17 protein-coding genes are annotated in these 18,807 nt (G+C 59.0%); 16 read left to right on the top strand and 1 reads right to left on the bottom strand.

The annotated features are described in order from the left end of the window. The first annotated feature begins 169 nt into the window (after nt 1–169). From smc to H2O17_RS08270, 8 genes are all read left to right on the top strand, one after another. Nucleotides 170–3,724, top strand: a complete 3,555-nt coding sequence (gene smc / locus H2O17_RS08305) for a chromosome segregation protein SMC (RefSeq protein WP_182049261.1) — start codon at nt 170–172, stop codon at nt 3,722–3,724. 171 nt (nt 3,725–3,895) lie between these two features. After that, nucleotides 3,896–4,288 carry a hypothetical protein gene (locus tag H2O17_RS08300; protein WP_182049260.1) on the top strand — a complete coding sequence of 131 codons (393 nt, stop codon included), beginning with the start codon at nt 3,896–3,898 and terminating at the stop codon, nt 4,286–4,288. Between the two features lie 102 nt (nt 4,289–4,390). Further along, entirely contained in the window at nt 4,391–5,569 is a 1,179-nt protein-coding gene (gene ftsY / locus H2O17_RS08295) for a signal recognition particle-docking protein FtsY (protein ID WP_246311202.1), read from the top strand. A 228-nt stretch (nt 5,570–5,797) separates the two neighbouring features. Next, a complete protein-coding gene (locus H2O17_RS08290; RefSeq protein WP_182049259.1) occupies nt 5,798–7,102 on the top strand; it encodes an ammonium transporter in 1,305 nt (434 codons plus the stop codon). A gap of 2 nt (nt 7,103–7,104) precedes the next feature. After that, nucleotides 7,105–7,443 carry a P-II family nitrogen regulator gene (locus H2O17_RS08285; protein WP_182049258.1) on the top strand — a complete coding sequence of 113 codons (339 nt, stop codon included), beginning with the start codon at nt 7,105–7,107 and terminating at the stop codon, nt 7,441–7,443. Nucleotides 7,444–7,503: 60 nt separating this feature from the next. After that, entirely contained in the window at nt 7,504–9,294 is a 1,791-nt protein-coding gene (locus tag H2O17_RS08280; RefSeq protein WP_182049257.1) for a [protein-PII] uridylyltransferase family protein, read from the top strand. Between the two features lie 38 nt (nt 9,295–9,332). Continuing rightward, a complete protein-coding gene (ffh, locus tag H2O17_RS08275) occupies nt 9,333–10,922 on the top strand; it encodes a signal recognition particle protein (protein WP_182049256.1) in 1,590 nt (529 codons plus the stop codon). Nucleotides 10,923–10,932: 10 nt separating this feature from the next. Continuing rightward, a complete protein-coding gene (locus H2O17_RS08270; RefSeq protein WP_182049255.1) occupies nt 10,933–12,006 on the top strand; it encodes an amidohydrolase family protein in 1,074 nt (357 codons plus the stop codon). 3 nt (nt 12,007–12,009) lie between these two features. On the opposite strand, the gene H2O17_RS08265 is transcribed toward H2O17_RS08270, so the two are convergent. After that, nucleotides 12,010–13,005 carry a cation diffusion facilitator family transporter gene (locus H2O17_RS08265; protein WP_182049254.1) on the bottom strand — a complete coding sequence of 332 codons (996 nt, stop codon included), beginning with the start codon at nt 13,003–13,005 and terminating at the stop codon, nt 12,010–12,012. A 359-nt stretch (nt 13,006–13,364) separates the two neighbouring features. On the opposite strand from H2O17_RS08265, the gene rpsP reads away from it, so the two are divergent. From rpsP to H2O17_RS08225, 8 genes are all read left to right on the top strand, one after another. Then, entirely contained in the window at nt 13,365–13,802 is a 438-nt protein-coding gene (rpsP, locus tag H2O17_RS08260; protein ID WP_182049253.1) for a 30S ribosomal protein S16, read from the top strand. Beyond that, nucleotides 13,802–14,041, top strand: coding sequence for an RNA-binding protein (locus tag H2O17_RS08255; RefSeq protein ID WP_182049252.1), 240 nt, complete (start codon nt 13,802–13,804; stop codon nt 14,039–14,041). The genes rpsP and H2O17_RS08255 overlap by 1 nt, the downstream gene beginning before the upstream one ends. Nucleotides 14,042–14,145: 104 nt before the next feature. After that, entirely contained in the window at nt 14,146–14,787 is a 642-nt protein-coding gene (gene rimM / locus H2O17_RS08250) for a ribosome maturation factor RimM (RefSeq protein ID WP_182049251.1), read from the top strand. Continuing rightward, nucleotides 14,787–16,166: a tRNA (guanosine(37)-N1)-methyltransferase TrmD gene (trmD, locus tag H2O17_RS08245; RefSeq protein WP_182049250.1), complete on the top strand. Its 1,380-nt coding sequence runs from the start codon at nt 14,787–14,789 to the stop codon at nt 16,164–16,166. Before rimM ends, trmD begins: the two co-directional genes overlap by 1 nt. Nucleotides 16,167–16,303: 137 nt before the next feature. Beyond that, nucleotides 16,304–16,660: a 50S ribosomal protein L19 gene (gene rplS, locus H2O17_RS08240; RefSeq protein ID WP_182049249.1), complete on the top strand. Its 357-nt coding sequence runs from the start codon at nt 16,304–16,306 to the stop codon at nt 16,658–16,660. 217 nt (nt 16,661–16,877) lie between these two features. Next, nucleotides 16,878–17,735 carry a signal peptidase I gene (lepB, locus tag H2O17_RS08235; protein WP_182049248.1) on the top strand — a complete coding sequence of 286 codons (858 nt, stop codon included), beginning with the start codon at nt 16,878–16,880 and terminating at the stop codon, nt 17,733–17,735. Next, nucleotides 17,732–18,442, top strand: coding sequence for a ribonuclease HII (locus H2O17_RS08230; protein ID WP_182049247.1), 711 nt, complete (start codon nt 17,732–17,734; stop codon nt 18,440–18,442). The genes lepB and H2O17_RS08230 overlap by 4 nt, the downstream gene beginning before the upstream one ends. Continuing rightward, complete coding sequence (locus H2O17_RS08225) at nt 18,435–18,749, top strand: DUF2469 domain-containing protein (protein ID WP_182049246.1); 315 nt, start codon at nt 18,435–18,437, stop codon at nt 18,747–18,749. The genes H2O17_RS08230 and H2O17_RS08225 overlap by 8 nt, the downstream gene beginning before the upstream one ends. The last annotated feature ends 58 nt before the right edge of the window (nt 18,750–18,807 follow it).

Raw genomic sequence — 18,807 nt, 5'->3', positions numbered from 1 at the left:
GCATGAAGAGGTGCTACCGATGGTTCACATTCGGTAGCACCTCTCTTTGCCAGCAAACAGCTTGTCTGACGCCTTCCAGCCGCACGCGGCCCACCCGTGCCCCAGGCCGTGAGCTGCGTGTTGGCGTGGCTGATTTAGTTCGCGCGGCCCCGTGCCCTATTGTGAAGGCGTGCACCTCAAATCGTTGACCCTCCGAGGATTCAAGTCCTTCGCTAAGTCAACAACCATGCGCTTTGAGCCTGGAATCAACTGTGTTGTTGGTCCAAACGGCTCCGGGAAATCAAATGTTGTGGACGCGCTCGCATGGGTGATGGGCGAACAAGGTGTAAAGAACCTGCGTGGCGGGTCGATGGCCGATGTCATTTTCGCTGGCACTACAAAGCGGGCTGCGCTCGGGCGCGCTGAGGTTTCCCTGACGATCGACAATAGTGACGGCGCTCTTCCCATTGAATACAGCGAAGTGACGATCTCCCGTACGTTGTTTCGTTCTGGCGGTTCGGAGTACGCGATTAACGGCACGGATTGCCGGTTGCTGGACATTCAGGAACTCCTGTCGGATACCGGAATGGGCCGCGAGATGCACGTTATCATCGGGCAGGGCCGGCTGGATCAGGTACTCACTGCCACGCCAGAGGATCGCCGGAGCTTCATTGAGGAGGCGGCCGGAGTACTCAAGCACCGGCGGCGCAAGGAGCGCGCGGTTCGCAAGCTGGAATCGATGGCCGTGGATTTCACTCGAGTGGACGACTTGGCCGCTGAGTTACGCCGTCAACTGGGGCCACTGGCTAAGCAGGCTGAAGCCGCTCGCCGGGCGCAGATCATTCAGGCGGATGAACGCGACGCGCGCGCCCGCCTTTTGGCAGACGATCTGGCTCAAGTACAAGCTCAACTGTTGGCGAAGACGCACGATGAGAAGCGTATCGATGCTGCCAGACAAGCCAACGCTGAAGCCGTGGCAGCGGTGCGGCAGAATCTCGAGGAACTCGAAGCCGCAGTGGCTGCAGCAGATCCCGAACGTGCCCTTCTGACTGAGCAGTGGGAGCGGTTAACATCCCTCGAGGAGCGATACCGCTCGCTCAGGCAGCTTGCCACCGAACGCGAACGTTCCCTCACAGCGGCATCGCACGTCCAGTTCCATGGCGAGCGCCCCGAAGAGATCCGAGAGCGTGCCAAGCGTGCCCGCGAAGAAGAGGAGGCGTTGCACAAGGATGTTCATGAGGCTGAGGATTCACTTACTTCCGCCATTACTCAGCGCGAGGAGTTGGAAGGCCGTGAACGTCAGATCGAGCGCGACCTTGCCGATCTCACTCGGGCGGATGCTGATCGCCGGGAGAACGCAGCGAGGCTGAGTGGCCAAATCAATGCGGCCACGTTGCAGGTTGAGTCTCTCGAGCAGGAGCACGTGCGTGTGGCGGGCGGCAAGGCCGCCGCACGTCAGCGCGTGGCGGAGGCTACCGAACACATTGCACGGCTCGAGGAAGAAATAGTGGCCGGTTCTGGTACCGATGACGTACTGGTTCAGGAGCACGAAGAGCATTCCCGCTCCCTTGCAGCAGCTACGAGCAAGAAAGATGATGCACGCCGCGCCGAACAGTCTGCTAGGGAAGCGGTGGCATCGTGGACGGCAACTGCCGATGCTCTGGAGCTCTCGCTGCAACCTGAGGATGCCACTGCTTGGATCCTGGGCCACCAGAGTGGCATATCCGGCCTGCTGCGTGACTCGATCGTCACGGTCGGTGGGTGGGAGAGTGCCCTCGAGTCGGCGCTCGCAGGAGCGGCACAGGGTGTTGTGAGCACGGACGTTTCGAGCGCTGTGGATGCTCTACGTGCCGCTCGAGAAGCCACGGCCGGCCATATTGAGATAACAATTGCAGGCGGCAGTACCCGAGATGACTCCTCAGACTCACGAGCTCGCGCCGCATTGGCCGCCACAGGCCTCGACGCGGATGCTGCGGTTTGCGCTCTTGACGTGGTCTCGGTTGAGCCCTCCGCCGGCGCCGCGGTGGCTGACCTCTTAGCTGGAGTGATACTCGCAAAGGATTTGGTGACGGCTCGGCGGCTGATTGAAGCTGGGGCCGATTTGGTTGCAACAGTGGATGGTGACGTCCTCACGGCCCGGAGGGCGTGGGGTGGCGAGGTTTCGATAGCGTCAACTCTGGCGCGGCAGAACTCATATCGTGAGGCACGTGACCGCGCTGTGGCTGCACAACGTGACCTCGAGAAGGCAGTCGACACACGCCGTGAGGCAGAGCAAGCGGAGCGGGAGGTACAGGGAGTCTACGAGTCCACGGCCTCTCAGATGTCTGCTCGTAACTCTCAACTCGCCGCAGCCTCGGCCGAACTTGGCATGTTGCGGCAAACTCTTGAGGCGGCAAACGCCGAGCTTGAGCGCAATTCGAAGAGGCAGGACGCGCTCGCTCGCGAACTCGTGGAGCGCCGCGCGCACGCTGATGCGTTGGTGGAGCGGAAGAATGCTACATCGGATGACGTGGACAACGCGCAGACACTGACCGCCTTGGCGGACCAGCGGGTAGACGCGCACGAGCGCACACGTTTGGCACGTGGGCGCGAGACGGAGGCAAGGCTACGGCTGCGCACTCGGGAGGAGCGGCTGAGAGCAGCCACGGGCACTTCGCAAGCCCTTGAACGCAGCGCGGATCAGGTAGCTGAGCGAATCGAACGCGAAGAGCGGGCTGCAGCACGCAACGCCGGGGCGGCACACCAAGCACAGGTCATCGGTGGCCTAGCAGGTAGGGCACACAGCGTGATTCAGCAGCTGCGCCAAGAGATCAGCCACAAGCGCTTGGAAGCTGAATCCTCCCGGTCACTTCACGATTCTCAGATACACGAAGTCCGGGCAAAGTTGGATTCCCTCATGATTGAGGGGCGCAAGCTCGACGACGACGGGCACAATCAAGCGTTGCTTCGAGCAGACCTGCGCGGACGGTTCGAACACATAGCGGCCCGCGCGATCGACGTCGTCGGTATGGACGCCCAGACCCTCATAAATGAGTATGGGCCACATGTCATGGTTCCAATGATCGACGGTGAGGTTCCCTACGTTCGTGAAGCTCAGGAGAAGCGTCTTGCGAAGGCGGAACGCGATTTGGCTCGTTTGGGAAGAATCAACCCTTTGGCGCTCGAGGAACACGCCGCGCTCGAAGAGCGGCAGAAGTACCTATCCGGGCAGTTAGCAGACTTGAAGAAGTCGCGGGACGACCTCCTCCAGCTCATTCGTGACCTAGATTTCCAACTTGAGACCGTGCTGCAGTCTGCCCTTGCGGACGTTTCGGGTGCGTTCAAGACTGTATTCGAACGGCTGTTTCCGGGAGGAGAAGGGCAGCTCGTGCTCACGGATCCCACCTCGCCGCTCACCACCGGAATTGAGATCGAGGCGCGACCTGCGGGAAAACGAGTCAAGCGGCTATCCCTCCTGTCCGGCGGTGAACGTTCGCTCACCGCGATTGCCTTTCTCGTGGCTATCTTCATGGCGCGCCCCTCCCCGTTCTACGTGATGGACGAGGTCGAGGCGGCGCTCGACGACGTCAACTTGTCGCGCTTGTTGAACATCTTCCGGGATCTTCAGGAATCATCGCAGTTGCTTGTGGTGACGCATCAGAAGCGAACGATGGAGATCGCTGACACCCTGTACGGGATCACGATGCAAGAAGATGGAGTCACCACTGTGGTCTCTCAGAGAATGAGCGATATCGCACCTGAGTGACACGCGCAAGAACGGTTACCTATTCGGTGGTGGTTTTGATCCATCTGTGACCAGAAGTTAGGAAATTGTTATTTGCCCTTGATATGAGTAGCGTCGAGTGTTATTGACATCACCTGCAATGGGTGAGTGCTGCCCGGTTTCACTCAGAGAATCTCGGCGATAATAGAAGGCGTGATCGCTGCAATTCTCATTACCCTCGTTTTTGTTGCTGCAATTGTGGGAGTCTACGTAATGGTGTGGGCCTCAAACCGTGAAGACGTTACTGAATGGGTGGCTGAGTCCGTGGACGCGTGGCGAGCCGATGAGCTCACCACGAAAGAGTTTGACGTTCATGTTTCCGATACACATGTTTCGGCGTTATTCACAGAGTTTCCCGAAGCTGAGGAAGCGTACGTCACGCCAGAGTCCGTGGAAGAGAACTGGAACCGGATAGTCACGATGGAGCGTGAGGCCTCAGATCGCGTCAAGCTGGCTTCTGCGCCAGTAGTCGAACTGGTAGCCGAAACGGCCTCACGAATTCGGCGCCCTGAGGGAGAAAAGCAGTCTCCCAAGACAGCTGCGTAATACACTTCATGTGAGCGCTGGCACCGCTCCTGCCCACCTCATTCACACATACAGTTGCGGCACGGGTGGAATTCTCACCCTAAACTGCGCGAAACTGGAGCAGTGGATACCTCACTCATCATTGTCATCAGCGTCGTCGCTTTGCTTCTCGCGGTTGGCGCGATCGCAGGACTCATTGCGGCCTCGCGTCGTCGATCACAGATGGAGTTGCCCTCTTCACGTACCGAAACAATTGGTACTACCGAGGCACCAACTTCGCAAGCCGCTACATCAAGCGCCCACGAGGTGGCAGAAGCCGGGATCACATCTGAGCCCGAGATATCCGCCCAACCCGTTGAGCTCCCCGAATCCGTTCCATCACGCATGCAGCGTTTGCGTGCCCGTCTGGCGCGGTCGGGCGGGCTCGGTCAGTCCATCCTCGCAATTCTCTCTCGCGGCGATCTTTCCGCCGCGGATTGGGAAGAGCTCGAGGATACGCTGCTGATCGCGGACGTCGGTTTGGAGTCCACTGGCGTGATCATGGAACGCCTGAAGACCCGCACCAAAGTGGAGGGTACTCAAGACCCGGCCCGAGTGCGCGCAATCCTGCGCGATGAACTGCTGGCACTTGTCGATCCAGGAATGGATCGCACCCTCAATCTGGTTCGCAAGGAAGGCACTGACGGCCAGGTTGAGCCCGCCAGCGTGCTTGTTGTGGGCGTCAATGGCACAGGCAAGACCACAACGGTTGGGAAGCTAGCCCGCGTGCTCGTGGCTGAAGGATCTACGGTTCTGCTTGGAGCGGCGGACACGTTCCGCGCTGCAGCTGCGGATCAGCTGACCACATGGGGCGAACGGGTTGGGGTTGACGTTGTCCGATCAGATCGTGAGGGAGCGGATCCGGCTTCGGTTGCCTTCGAGGCAATTCAAGAGGGCCGGGAACACGGAACCGATGTGGTTCTGGTGGATACTGCCGGCAGGCTTCAGAACAAGGCTGGCCTCATGGACGAACTCGGCAAGATCAAGCGTGTTATGGAGCGCCAAGCGCCCGTGAATGAAGTGCTGCTGGTTTTGGATGCCACTACCGGGCAAAACGGGATGCGCCAGGCGCAGGTGTTTGCTGAGGTTACGGGCATTACCGGAATTGTGCTGACCAAGCTTGACGGCACCGCAAAGGGCGGGATCGTGGTTGCTGTTCAGAAGGAGCTCGGAGTCCCGGTCAAGTTTGTGGGACTCGGTGAGGGCGCGGATGATCTTGCTCCATTCGATCCAGAAGGTTTCGTTGACGCACTTCTCGGATAAAGCCTGAGCAAAAACATCGCTTGTTTTCCGGCCCTTAGGGCAAATTTGGGGCGCAGTTCCTTGGAACTGCGCCCTTTCTTGTGACCCACATCTCGACGAAACATACTTGTAACGCGAAACCTGAAAACTGTTACACGAGCGAAACTGCCACGGTAACCGGGTGAAATGCTGTGCAGGGACACTAGATGGCATGAGCCGGCCGAATGTGCCGGACGTTAGGAGGCCATCATGGATGCCCTTGATACGGGCGCGACCGCGTGGATGCTGACCTCAGCATCACTCGTTCTGCTCATGACCCCGGCGCTTGCTTTCTTCTACGGAGGGCTTAGCCGGTCCAAGTCAGTCCTCAACATGATGATGATGTCGATAGGTGTTCTGGCTGTCGTCGGAGTTATCTACCCGCTTTGGGGCTACTCAATGAGCTACGGCCCCTCGGACATCGGCGGAATCTTCGCTAACCCCTTCGACGGTTTCAATCTCTCAGGTCTGATCTACACCGCAGACGGTTCTTTTGCTCTGGACGGCATGGGCGTTCCGGTCATGGTCGGCGTCGCATTCCAGGCAACGTTCGCCATCATCACAGTCGCACTCATCTCAGGTGCTATTGCAGACCGTACGAAGTTCTCCACGTGGCTCGTGTTCACTGCTCTGTGGGCGACTCTCTCTTACTTCCCCATGGCACATATGGTCTGGGGTGGCGGCCTTCTCTCCGGTTCAGAGTCCGGCCTTGCTGCCAAGATCTTCGGAGTTACTGACGGCGCGGCAACAGTCGCCCCCATCGACTTCGCTGGCGGAACTGTGGTTCACATCAATGCTGGTATTGCGGCACTGGTTCTGGCACTCATCATCGGCAAGCGCAAGGGCTTCCCGACCTCGCCGTTCCGTCCCCACAACGTCCCATTCGTCATGCTTGGCGCCGCGCTCCTGTGGTTCGGCTGGTTCGGCTTCAACGCCGGCTCGGCTTTCACTGCCGACGGCCTCGCTGGCCTCGCTTGGGTCAACACCACCACCGCCACTGCAGCTGCAATCCTTGGTTGGTGCATCACTGAAAAGATTCGCTTCGGCCACATGACCGCCGTTGGTGCCGCTTCCGGAATCGTGGCAGGCCTCGTCGCAATCACGCCAGCAGCTGGCGCGCTGAGCCCGGCCGGTTCGATCCTCCTAGGTGCGATTGCTGGCTCGGTTTGCTCGATCGCCATCTCGCTCAAGTACAAGCTTGGATACGACGATTCGCTCGACGTCGTGGGAGTCCACCTCGTCGGCGGCCTCATCGGCACCGTTGGTGCAGGCTTCCTCTCCACTTCCAGTGGCCTCTTCTACGGCTACGGAGTGAAGCAGCTTGTGGTCCAGATTGTGATCGCCGTCGTGGCGCTCGTCTACTCTGGAGTCATCACGGCTATCATCGGATTTGCGTTGAAGGCCACAATGGGCTGGCGCGTCAGCGAAGATGATGAGGTCGTTGGAATCGATTCCGCCGAACACGGTGAATCCGCTTACGATCAACCCGTCGGCGCCTACTCCAAGGAGATCTGATAATGAAGCTTGTAACTGCCATCATTCAGCCCCATCGTCTTGACGAGGTCAAGAAGGCCGTCATGGCCGAGGGCGTCAAGGGAATGACCGTCTCCCAGGTCAACGGATATGGACGTCAACGCGGCCACACAGAGGTCTACCGAGGTGCAGAGTACACGGTTGACTTCCTTCCCAAGGTCAAGATTGAGATCGTTTCGGCCGACGACGAAGCCAAGGGTTTGGCTGAGATCATCGCCACCGCAGCCCGCTCGGGCCGTATCGGCGACGGCAAGATTTGGATCAGCACTGTCGACGACGTCATCCGGGTCCGTACCGGAGAGATTGGCGACGACGCACTCTGACAAGCCTCGCTCAGGTAAACCACACACAGCCTGAGCGAATATCTGAAGAGGACACATCACATGAGCGCGCAGTATGAGGAATCAATCCTTGCGCTGCGGGCCGCACGCAGGGAGGTGGTGCCGCAAGGCGCCGCCTCCCGCGCTGCATGGGCCGCTATGACGCAGAAGACAGTTGTTGAATTGTGGGACGGCGTCACCGCCGCTCAGGGGTTGTCTCCTCAGCCCGAGGGAATCGCTTTGGCAGCAGTCGGTTCCCTCGGACGAAAGGATGGTGGACCGGAATCTGATCTGGACATCCTTATCATTCACGATGGCGGCAAGCACCCAGAGTTACCCCATGGCATGAGCGGTTTAGCTGATGCGCTGTGGTATCCGATTTGGGACTCCCATGTGGAGCTTGATCATTCGGTTCGTTCGCTGGGTGAGTGCCGCGGAGTAGCGAAGGCCGACCTCAAAGCAGGCTTGGGTTTGCTTGACGTGCGCTACCTAGCGGGCGATCCCACGATCGTGGAGAAGGCCACTTCCTCGATACTCCAAGATTGGCGTTCAGCCGCACGGCTTCGTTTCGATTCGGTGGCTGAAGATCAAGTTGATCGCAGGCGCCAGTTTGGGCGCTTGTCCTACCTCATCGAAGGAGACTTGAAAGAGGCCGCGGGGGGTATGCGCGATGCCCTACTCATTAAGGCATTGGTGGCCTCGTGGCTCGCGGAACGCCCCGCGCTCACATACGAACCTGCATACGAGTTCTTGCTGGACGTAAGGGATGCTCTCACGAGCGTCACTCGGCGGCACAACAACGTGTTGCGGCTCGAGTTCCAAGACGACGTAGCGTCGTTGCTTGGCTTCACAGGTGAGACAGATCAGGATCCGGCCGATGAACTCCTAGCGGCTGTCTCTGATGCAGCTCGCACTATTCGAGCGGCTTATGCAGATACGCTACGGCGTGCCCGGCGTAACGCTTCGACGTCGTCGAATCGATGGCTCCAACCGCGCATGATTCGCGGACGGGTTGTGCCTCCTCATCTGACGGAGGTGGCTCCTGGCGTAGGTGAGCGTTCGGGAGAACTCGTACTCACTGCGGCTTCGAATCCGGCGGACCCGCGCGTGTTGCTGGCAACAGCCAAAGCCGCGGCCAGCAAAGACCTGCCAATCCGGCCCGCAACCCTCCTGCATATGTGGGAGTCGGGAGCCGGCCGCGCCTTGGGAGAGGGCGGAGCGTGGCCCGAATGGGCCAGAGCGGACTTCGAAACGATACTATCGGCGGGCCATCCGCAGGTCTCGGTGTGGGAGAGCTTGGACATCGCTGGAATAATGACCGAGCTGATTCCCGCATGGAGCTTGGTGCGCAACTTGCCCCAACGTTCGGCCATTCATCGCCATACAGTGGATCGCCATCAGATCGAGGCCACAGCCAACTTGCCCGATTTGCGTTCGGCCTCGGGGGCAACCCTGGCCTCCCTTAGCCCTGCTCGCAGATCAACGCTGCTTCTGGCCACCTTCTTCCACGACATGGGCAAGCGACCTGGAGTTCCGGACCACTCTGAACGCGGCGCACACATGATGGAAGGAATTCTTGCGCCCATGGGCTACAGCGAATCCATCATCACCGATGTGGCGCGGTTGGTGCATTACCACCTGCTTTTGGGAGCTCTAGCAACTTCCGCGGATCCTGAGGATCCGGACACAATCAACCTCATTTCAGATGCCGTTGCAGGGCAGAAGGAGCTTCTGGACTGCCTGCATCTGCTCACTCAGGCTGATGCGTCCTCATGCAAGCCGGAAGCGTGGGACATCTGGAAGGCCACCCTGGTGGATCAGCTCGTTGGCCGTACCTACTACTCGCTGACGTAGACTAGTCACAGTACCGTTCACTCTGTAGAGGTAGGCCTGTGTTCGATTCACTTTCCGACCGCATAACCGGATCATTTAAGAACTTGCGTTCCAAGGGAAGGCTCTCGGCTTCAGATGTCGAAGAGACAGTCTCTGAGATTCGCCGCGCATTGCTCGACGCCGACGTCGCACTGCCCGTTGTTCGATCATTCACGGCAGCAGTCCGGGAGAAGGCCACGGGCGCCCTCTCATCCCAGGCACTTAACCCATCGCAACAAATCGTCAAGATCGTCAACGATGAGCTGGTGGAGATCCTCGGCGGCGAATCGCGCGAGATCACCTGGTCACAGCAAGGGCCCACGGTCATTATGCTTGCGGGCCTGCAAGGTGCGGGCAAGACCACCCTCGCAGGCAAGCTTGGGTTGTGGATGCGCACGAACGACCACAAGGTGCTGCTGGTTGCATCTGACTTGCAGCGCCCCAATGCCGTGACGCAGCTGGAGGTTGTGGGTAAGCAAGCCGGCGTTGACGTGTGGGCACCTCAACCGGGCAATGGCGTGGGCGATCCCGTCCAGGTGGCCCGGACGGGCGTCGAACACGCGCGTGAGAACGGCTACGACGTCGTCGTCGTCGACACGGCCGGCCGCCTTGGCGTAGACCAAGAAATGATGCAACAAGCCATCGATATCAGGGCAGCCATTGATCCACACGAAGTGCTCTTCGTCGTGGACGCGATGATCGGCCAAGATGCCGTGGCCACGGCAAACGCGTTCAAAGACGGCGTGGGATTCACTGGCGTGGTGCTCTCGAAGCTCGACGGCGATACGCGCGGTGGCGCAGCCCTTTCGGTACGTGGAGTGACAGGCGTTCCGATCCTGTTCGCCTCGATTGGCGAAAAGCTCACGGAGTTCGAACGCTTCCACGCCGATCGCATGGCTTCCCGAATCCTCGATATGGGAGATATTCTCACTCTCATTGAGCAGGCTGAACGCACGTGGGATGAGCAGCAGCAGGCCGAACTCGCCGGAAAAATGCAGTCGGGTGACTTCACACTCGCCGACTTCATTGACCAGCTCAACCAGATCAAACGTATGGGCTCCATGAAGAAGATCATGGGCATGCTGCCGGGAATGGGCCAATACCGCGACGCGCTTGAGGCGTTTGATGAGAGCTCCGTGGACCGTATCGAGGCCATCGTTCATTCGATGACTCCGGGCGAACGCACTGATCCCAAGATTCTCAACGGTTCGCGGCGCCTGCGTATCGCCAAAGGTTCAGGCACCACGGTTCAGGAAGTCAACGGCTTAGTGGACCGCTTTGAACAGGCAAAGAAGATGATGAGCCAGATGTCGCGCACTGGTATGCCGGGTATGCCGGGCATGCCTGGAATGCCGGGCGCTGCTGGGGGATCTCGCAAGGTCAAGCGTGCACAGAAGAAGACCTCTGGCAACAAAAAGGGGCGTTCGGGAAACCCGGCAAAGCGGGCGCGGCAGGCAGCGGAAGCGCAAGCTGAGGCGAACCTAAAGGCACAGCAGGATTCCAAGCCCAAGGGCAACGCATTTGGTGCCTTTGGTGGATCCCAAGCCCCGGCCACGCCTCCCTCTATGGAGGACATCGATATGAAGGATTTGCAGCGCTTCCTGCGCTGACGCGCACATCATGACCAACTATCACTTGGCCGGTACGCTTCGTGGCACGAACCTGCCAGAGCTGTGGATCACGAACGGATTGTTCTGCGAAACTCGCCCGGAAGGGCCCGTCACCGAAGTCACCGGCTTCGTGTATCCCGGCTTGGTGGACGCCCATACCCACCCAGGGCTATCGCACACTGCCGAAATGGTCGACGATTCCGAGGTGTTGCGGCGCCTAGCGATCTTGCGTGCCCAAGGTGTAACCGTGGTCCGTGAGATGGGCGCGCAGCGAGATGTGGGCCACCTTGCGGCTCTGGGCCGCACCAAGGTGATCAGGTCAGGCAGGCACCTTGCGCGAACTAAGCGATACCTGCGATACCTGCCGATTGACGTGGAGCCAATGGATCTTCCGGCTGCCGCTGCAGAGCAGGCGGCCCGGTCCGATGGCTGGGTCAAGATCGTGGGCGACTGGATTGATCGCTCCGACGGCGCTGGGTCTGATCTCCAGCCACTGTGGCCGCGCGAAGCCCTCGTGGACGCCTTTGCCGCTGTTCACGAGCTGGGCTGCAAGGTTGCTGTGCACACGTTTGCTACAGATGCTATTGACCATCTGCTTGAGGCCGGAGTCGATTCCATCGAACACGGCACCGGCATGACGCGTGACCATCTCATTGAGGCCCGCGAACGAGGCATTCTCATTGACCCGACCATGCGCCAGATTTCAACCTTTGAGAAGATCGCACTTCAGGCTGTTAGGTATCCGGTCTACCAAGAACACATGATGGCGATGCATACGCGCCGTGCCGAACAGCTTCGTCTCATGATCGAGGTGGGAAGCCACATCATCATGGGCTCTGATACCGCAGAGGACCTTGCTGAGCGCGGTCTGCCAAGCGAGCTCAACCACTGTGTGGCTGCGGGGATGAGCCCGCAAGCCGCGATGGCGAGCGCTTCCTACGAAGGGCGCAGGCTGCTTGGCCTTCCGGCGTGGCAGATCGGAGCACCCGGCGACGTCGTCGTCTACAACACGGATCCCGAACTGAACATCGACGTAACGTGGAAGCCGGACCTCGTACTCATTGATGGAAAGTCAGCCGAGTAGGTTTCAGGAAGTCGGAGGTTCGGAGAGGCCAGCGCCACTAGCTTCTTCGGGATCTTCAGTGTGGTCAACGGGCAGTGGTACAAAGCCATCTGGGATGTCGTCATACGAACGCGGATCCTCAATAGGCTCAACGTGAATGAGCACCCGCAGGCCCGGAACGGCGGCACGCAGCTGATCGATCACGTCCTCTGCCCGTTCGTGACCTTCTTTCACGCTCCACGATCCTGGTACCAACATGTCCACATTTGCGAAAGAATCGCGGCCTGAGCTGCGCGTCTGCAGGCCATGGAAGGAAATGCCATCACCTTGTGCCGCCAGAACGCTCACGATCGCGTTGTTCTGTTCCTCCGGCAGAGTCACATCCATAAGGCCTGAGAGCGAAGACCTGATCAGCCGCACACCAGTGACAGTGATATTGATACCGACCAGCAAGGCCACGATTGGATCGAGGAGATTCCAACCGGTCAGCGCAACGAGGCCCACTCCCACTAGCACTCCCACGCTGGTGACCACATCCGTGAGCAGGTGCATGCCATCGGCTTTGAGTGTGGGGGAGCGATACGTCTTGCCCGCGCGGAGAAGCACAGTTCCCACGGCTGCGTTGATGAGGGAGGCAAACACGGAGACAGCCAGACCAATTCCGAGATTCTCGAGAGAAGCAGGGTTGAGGATCCGCTCGATCGCAGTGAAGATGATGACGGCCGCGGCCGCGAAGATCATGGCGCCTTCCACAGCGGCGGAGAAGTACTCCACCTTGGAACGGCCATAGGTGTACCGCGAGTCAGCTGGCTTCGCTGCTTGTACAAGTGCGAAAAGCGCAACGACGGCGGCGATGAGGTTCACGCTCGATTCGGCGGCATCCGAAAGCAACCCAACCGATCCTGTGAGGAGGAACGCTCCGGTTTTCAGGACAATGGTTGTAACGGCCGCGGCTACGGAGAGCCAGGCAAACTTCGTCAGATTGACGATCTGCCGGCTATCGGACTCGTGGTTGCTCACATTGCTCACCTAAAGATTCTGGGCCAAAGGTCCGCTCCTTCCCAAGGCGGCGAACCCAAATGCGGCTAAGTACACTCAGTTCGGAGGACCGAAGCAAGATCATCCGGAGCCTGCAATTCTCAGGGATTTGCCGGCCGAAAAGGGGAAGGGCGGCCTACAGTTATGTGCCGGAAGCCACGAGCCGCGTTCCCGAAGGCGATTGCCGCGCTACCTCCTCTTCTGGCACAATGAAGCGTTGTACTCGGTCTGGCTGAGCTCCCTCTCTTCGCTCACCCCAGTCCTTGTCTCGGAACTCGCACGCCACGTCCCCCGTGCCGTGAGTGCTTCCAACCAATTCAGAACCAGGAGTGACCGCACAAGTGGCAGTCAAGATTCGTCTCAAGCGCATGGGCAAGATCCGTGCACCTTTCTACCGCGTCGTCGTCGTCGATTCGCGCAAGCGTCGCGATGGTCGCGTCATCGAGGAAATCGGTCAGTATCACCCGACCGAAAACCCTTCAGTGATCAAGATCGATTCCGAACGCGCACAGTACTGGCTCTCCGTCGGTGCACAGCCGTCTGACTCCGTCAAGGCACAGCTCAAGGTGACTGGCGATTGGCAGAAGTTCAAGGGCCTCCCGGGCGCCGAAGGCCGCCTGAAGGTCAAGGACGTAGTGGATGTCGAAGCTAGCCGTAAGGCAGCGGTTGAATCCGTCCAGAACGATGCTGAGAAGCGCCGCGCCGCGGCTGCTGAAGCCAAGGCCGCTGCAGCTGCAGCTGTCGCAGAAGCGCCGGCTGAAGCAGGAGAGGACGCCTGATGCTTGCCGAAGCCCTGGAGCATCTCGTTCGTGGAATTGTGGATTCGCCCGACGACGTCGAGGTTCAATCCCGCAATACCCGCCGTGGTGAGCTCCTCGAGGTCCGCGTCAACCCTGACGATCTCGGGCGCGTCATTGGACGCAATGGGCGCACGGCCAAAGCGCTGCGATCGGTGATCACCGCTCTATCGGGCAAAGGCTCGGTACGCGTGGATGTCATCGAAACAGACCAGCGCTGACGTCTTACTCGAGAACCGGCCCCAATCCGTCGATTGTGGGCCGGTTCTTCGCATACATAGTGTTTTGAGGCGCAAGCGTTTCGCGCCCGACGAATGGAGAAGCAGTGCAGCTTACAGTTGCGGTCATCGGTGCAGCGCACGGACTCAAAGGTGAGGTGCGCCTTGATGTGCGCACAGACAATCCGGAAAGGCGCTTCGCAGTGGGAGGAATGCTGGAGACCGATCCTGCAGAAGCTGGCCCGTTGACGATAGAGCGAACGCGGGAGTACAAAGGCGCAACATACGTGGTTTTCGAGGAGTGCCATGATCGGACCACAGCCGAACAACTTCGTGGCGTGCTTCTTACTGTTGAGACCGATGAAGATGAGGTAGTCGAGGAAGACGCGTGGTACGAACACGAGTTGGTTGGCCTCGAAGTGCTTGATCCCGACGGCTACACACTAGGTGAGGTCATCGCACTTGAGACCCTCCCAGCACAGGACATTCTTGTGGTGCGAGAACCCGATGGCATCGTCACACGCGTGCCTTTCGTACACGAGATCGTGACGGATGTGGACCTAGAAGACGGCTGTGTGGTGGTCGAGGCTCCGGCCGGATTGTTCTCAGAAGAAGACATCGTGGTCTCTCAGGATCAAGAGAGCTCGGTGCAGGGTGAGGAACGTGGTGCGCAGGGCGAGGAACGTGGTGCGCGCGGTGGAAGTCACGTAGCTCCGGAAGAGCGTTCGTTGGAGGGGAATCTTTCCTGATGCGTTTTGACATCGTTTCTGTGTTCCCAGAGTTCTTCTCGGTGCTGGATCTATCCCTCGTTGGCAAGGCACAGGAGCGCGGAATACTCGATGTCCAGTCTCACGATCTACGCGACTGGACAGACGATCCGCACCGAACTGTCGATGACACACCTGCCGGTGGTGGCGCTGGAATGGTGATGCGCCCGGATATCTGGGGCACCGCAATCGATTCGCTCATGGAGAGCTCTCAGGGGAGACGTGGTTCGCGAACCATCCTTGCCATTCCCACGCCTTCTGGTGTCCCGCTTACGCAGCGCACATGTGAACGCTTGGCTCAGGAGGCCAGCCAGATCATCATCGCATGTGGTAGGTATGAAGGCATTGATGCGAGAGTCTCAGAGCACTACAGCAGTGTGGGCATCGAAGTTCTTGAATATTCCCTTGGTGATTACGTGCTCAATGGCGGCGAGGTGGCCGCGGTCGCACTGGTTGAAGCCGTAGGCAGGCTCCTGCCGGGGATGGTGGGGAACCCGGAGTCTTTGGTCGAAGAATCGCACGGAGCTGCCGGATTGCTTGAGTACCCGGTATACACGCGCCCCCAAACGTGGCGGGAACAAGCAATTCCGCCGGTCTTGACTTCCGGAGATCACGGCGTTACCGCACGGTGGCGGCGCGATCGGGCCATTGAAAAGACTGCGGCCCGCAGACCAGACATGATGAGGCAGTTGGACTCTGCCAGCCTAGACAAGCTAGACAAGAGGAAGTTGGCATCGCTGGGATGGCTCGTGCCTGCGCAAGCCGATCATCCTGTGCCCATGAATGCTCGTGTGGCGCGGGCTGAGGATATTGCTGCGGTGGCTGAACTGGCGGCCGCAACCTTCCCTGACGCCGCGCCGGATTACCTTAGCGATGTTTCCATCCAAGCTTTCATTGCTGAGAACCTCACGCCAGATACCTTCACAACTTACATTCACAGCCCCGATTGGCTCACTATGGTCCTCGTGGATTCTTGTGGCCGGATAGTGGGATACACGTTGAGTCTCGTTCCTGAATCCGATGGGGTCGCAGGGCGTGATGAAGGCGCGCCAGTTGACGCCGTCGTCGGAAACAAGGCACGCAAGGGGCCACTAGTGGAGCTTTCGAAGTTCTACATCGCCAAAGCTTGGCGAGGAAGCGGTGCCTCAACGATGCTCTTCAACGCAACACGTGTAGCGCTTCTTGAACGAACTGGCGAATGGGAGGAACCCTACCTCTGGTTGGGGACCAACGCCCGGAACAAACGCGCACAGAAGGCATATAAGGGCCTTGGTTTTGAGCGTGTGGGAAAGCGGACATTCACTGTTGGTGAGCAGGACAACTCGGACGTTGTTTTCGCGCGGCTGCTACGTATGGCATAATTATTAAGCTTCCTCGCTATCACAATGCGCAGGACCTGCCGCAGGGGGTCGTGCATCGGCGAGTTCCTTGACTGACGGCGATTATTCGCCCTGATAACGCTTGTGGCCTGCGCGCACGAGTGGAAAGAGAAGAAGAAATGCAGACTCTCGACTTTGTCGATGCAGCCCAGCTCCGTGACGATATCCCGGAATTCCGCCCTGGCGATACCGTTCGCGTCAACGTGCGAGTAGTTGAAGGCAACCGTACTCGTACCCAGGCTTTCCAGGGCGTGGTTATGGCCCGCTCGGGTTCTGGCATCCGCGAAACCTTCCTTGTTCGTAAGATCTCGTTCGGCGTGGGTGTGGAGCGTACCTTCCCGGTGCACTCTCCCGCGATTGAATCCATCGAGGTTGTCACTCGTGGCGTTGTGCGCCGCGCCAAGCTCTACTACCTGCGCGATCTGCGCGGCAAGGCCGCCAAGATCAAGGAGCGCCGCGACGAGCCCAAGGCCTGATAAAGCCTTAACCAACAGCTGAGAGGGAGCCCGTTCCACTGGAATGGGCTCCCTTTTTGTCAAGAACTGGTGTGTTGTGGCGGTGTTGCGGGCGACTACCGCAGTGCCGTGGAGTGCGTCATGTGGCCAGTGGCATCATTACATCTCTGTGGGTTCCCGCGGTGGTCTTAATGCAATGGCGTACCATTTCAGCAGTAGGTATCAACGGAGGGGACACATGGCAGAGGAGACTTCGCCGGGACTCGGAGAAGCAGAAGACGCAGATGAGCCGATGCCACCCTCGTATCCCCCTGCGGAATCTAACTTAGGTCGCCATAGCATTCGAAACGATGCACAGCTTTCCGGTCAGGAGGGCCTCGTGAGCGATCCTGAAACGGCAGCTGACGATGCTGCTGAGGAAGCCGCTCAGGTGCGCACATCCTGGCTCAGGTCCGTTTTGGAGTTCGCGGTCATTGTGGTTGCAGCCTTGGCAATCTCAGTGCTCATCAAGACCTTTTTCATGCAGGCATTCTTCGTGCCGTCAGGTTCGATGGAGTCGACGCTAATTCCGGGGGACCGGATCGCCGTCAACCGCATGGCGACGTCAGCAGATGAGATTGCCAGAGGGGACATCATCGTGTTTGTTGATCCGGGCAACTGGCTCGATGATCAGGAAGATACGCGCTCGACCTTCAAACGCACAGTTGAGAACGGCCTACAGGCGGTTGGTCTCCTACCAGCTAACACAGGGCATCACCTTGTCAAGAGAGTCATTGGCATAGGTGGCGACACGGTGGCGTGTTGCACCACGAACGGCAACTTGACCGTCAATGGCGCGGAGCTCGATGAGTCCTACCTCGATGAGGGTATGGCACCTTCGGAGGAGACTTTCAGTGTTACCGTACCCGAGGGTGAGCTGTGGGTTATGGGTGACAATCGTTCAAACTCAAAGGACTCGCGATATCACCAACTGTACGAAGGAAACGGATTCGTTCCTGTTGAGAATGTGGTGGGCCGCGCTTGGGCGATCTTCTATCCATTCTCGCGACTGGAGCGACTCCCAGATGTTTCGAGCGTATTCGCGAATGCGCAATGACCACGAAGATTTCGTTGGTGCCATCGCGTGATGTGGAGCTTGAGCTGCTACGTGACCTCACACAAACCTGCGGTGAGGGCGCGATCCTCGCTGCGGTAGACGAAGTGGGGCGCGGAGCTTTGGCAGGTCCAGTCAGTGTGGGGGTTGCGCTGATCGATAGGGGAACGTCAGACCGTTTCCCAGATGGCTTGCGTGATTCCAAGCAGCTTTCGCCGCATAAGCGTGAGATCCTCGATCCGTTGTGCCGCGCGTGGCCGCTGGCGCTCGCAGTTGGTCATGCACCACCTAGTGTTGTCGATTCTGAGGGCATTATTGGCGCGTTACGGAGGGCGGCCGCCAATGCGCTTGTCCAACTGAGTGCTGCCGGGCTTGTACCTGATGGTGTGTTGTTGGACGGATCGCACAATTGGTGGAGCTCAACCACTCTTTTTGACGCCGAGTCTGTGTTGCCCGATCTTCCTGTACGGATGCAGGTGAAGGGTGATGCCCAATGCGCTGCTGTTGCTGCGGCATCGGTGGCGGCGAAGGTGGAACGCGACGCCCTCATGGTGGAACTTGCCGCAACTTATCCGGGATACGATTGGGCGCATAACAAGGGATACTCCTCAGCCAAGCACATTGAGGGTTTGAAGCTGTTGGGTCCCTCGCCGCTGCATCGCATCTCATGGAATCTTCCAGGAGCAAAAGGAGCCTCAGATCATGAGTGACATCGAAGGTTACGAAGCAGATCAGGAACTCGCGTTGTACAAGGAGTACCGCGACGTTATAAAGATCTTCCGCTACGTTGTTGAGACCGAGCGTCGCTTCTATCTTGCCAACGATGTGGACGTCAAGGTGCGCGCTTCATCGGGTGGCGATGTGTTTTTTGAGGTCAACCTCGTGGACGCTTGGGTGTGGGATATCTACCGCACGAGTCGATTCGTTCGTTCCGTCCGCATTGTCACGTTCAAGGACGTGAACGTAGAAGAGTTGAACAAACAAGACATCACGCGCGAGCTGGATCTTCCAGAGTGAGTCCGCGCGGCCTGGCAGAGTTGCACAGCTTGCGTTCGCGGTAGGCTTTTCCACATCC

It is taken from the genome of Changpingibacter yushuensis, from assembly GCF_014041995.1.
GTDB classification, from domain to species: Bacteria; Actinomycetota; Actinomycetes; order Actinomycetales; family Actinomycetaceae; genus Changpingibacter; species Changpingibacter yushuensis.
This window is presented reverse-complemented; position numbering and strand designations above follow the sequence as displayed.

Coding starts and splice junctions, on each gene's coding strand:
- H2O17_RS08290 (WP_182049259.1), top strand. CDS start 5,798: ATGGATGCCCTTGATACGGGCGCGACCGCGTGGATGCTGACCTCAGCA.
- H2O17_RS08285 (WP_182049258.1), top strand. CDS start 7,105: ATGAAGCTTGTAACTGCCATCATTCAGCCCCATCGTCTTGACGAGGTC.
- H2O17_RS08280 (WP_182049257.1), top strand. CDS start 7,504: ATGAGCGCGCAGTATGAGGAATCAATCCTTGCGCTGCGGGCCGCACGC.
- H2O17_RS08270 (WP_182049255.1), top strand. CDS start 10,933: ATGACCAACTATCACTTGGCCGGTACGCTTCGTGGCACGAACCTGCCA.
- H2O17_RS08255 (WP_182049252.1), top strand. CDS start 13,802: ATGCTTGCCGAAGCCCTGGAGCATCTCGTTCGTGGAATTGTGGATTCG.
- trmD (WP_182049250.1), top strand. CDS start 14,787: ATGCGTTTTGACATCGTTTCTGTGTTCCCAGAGTTCTTCTCGGTGCTG.
- rplS (WP_182049249.1), top strand. CDS start 16,304: ATGCAGACTCTCGACTTTGTCGATGCAGCCCAGCTCCGTGACGATATC.
- lepB (WP_182049248.1), top strand. CDS start 16,878: ATGGCAGAGGAGACTTCGCCGGGACTCGGAGAAGCAGAAGACGCAGAT.
- H2O17_RS08230 (WP_182049247.1), top strand. CDS start 17,732: ATGACCACGAAGATTTCGTTGGTGCCATCGCGTGATGTGGAGCTTGAG.
- H2O17_RS08225 (WP_182049246.1), top strand. CDS start 18,435: ATGAGTGACATCGAAGGTTACGAAGCAGATCAGGAACTCGCGTTGTAC.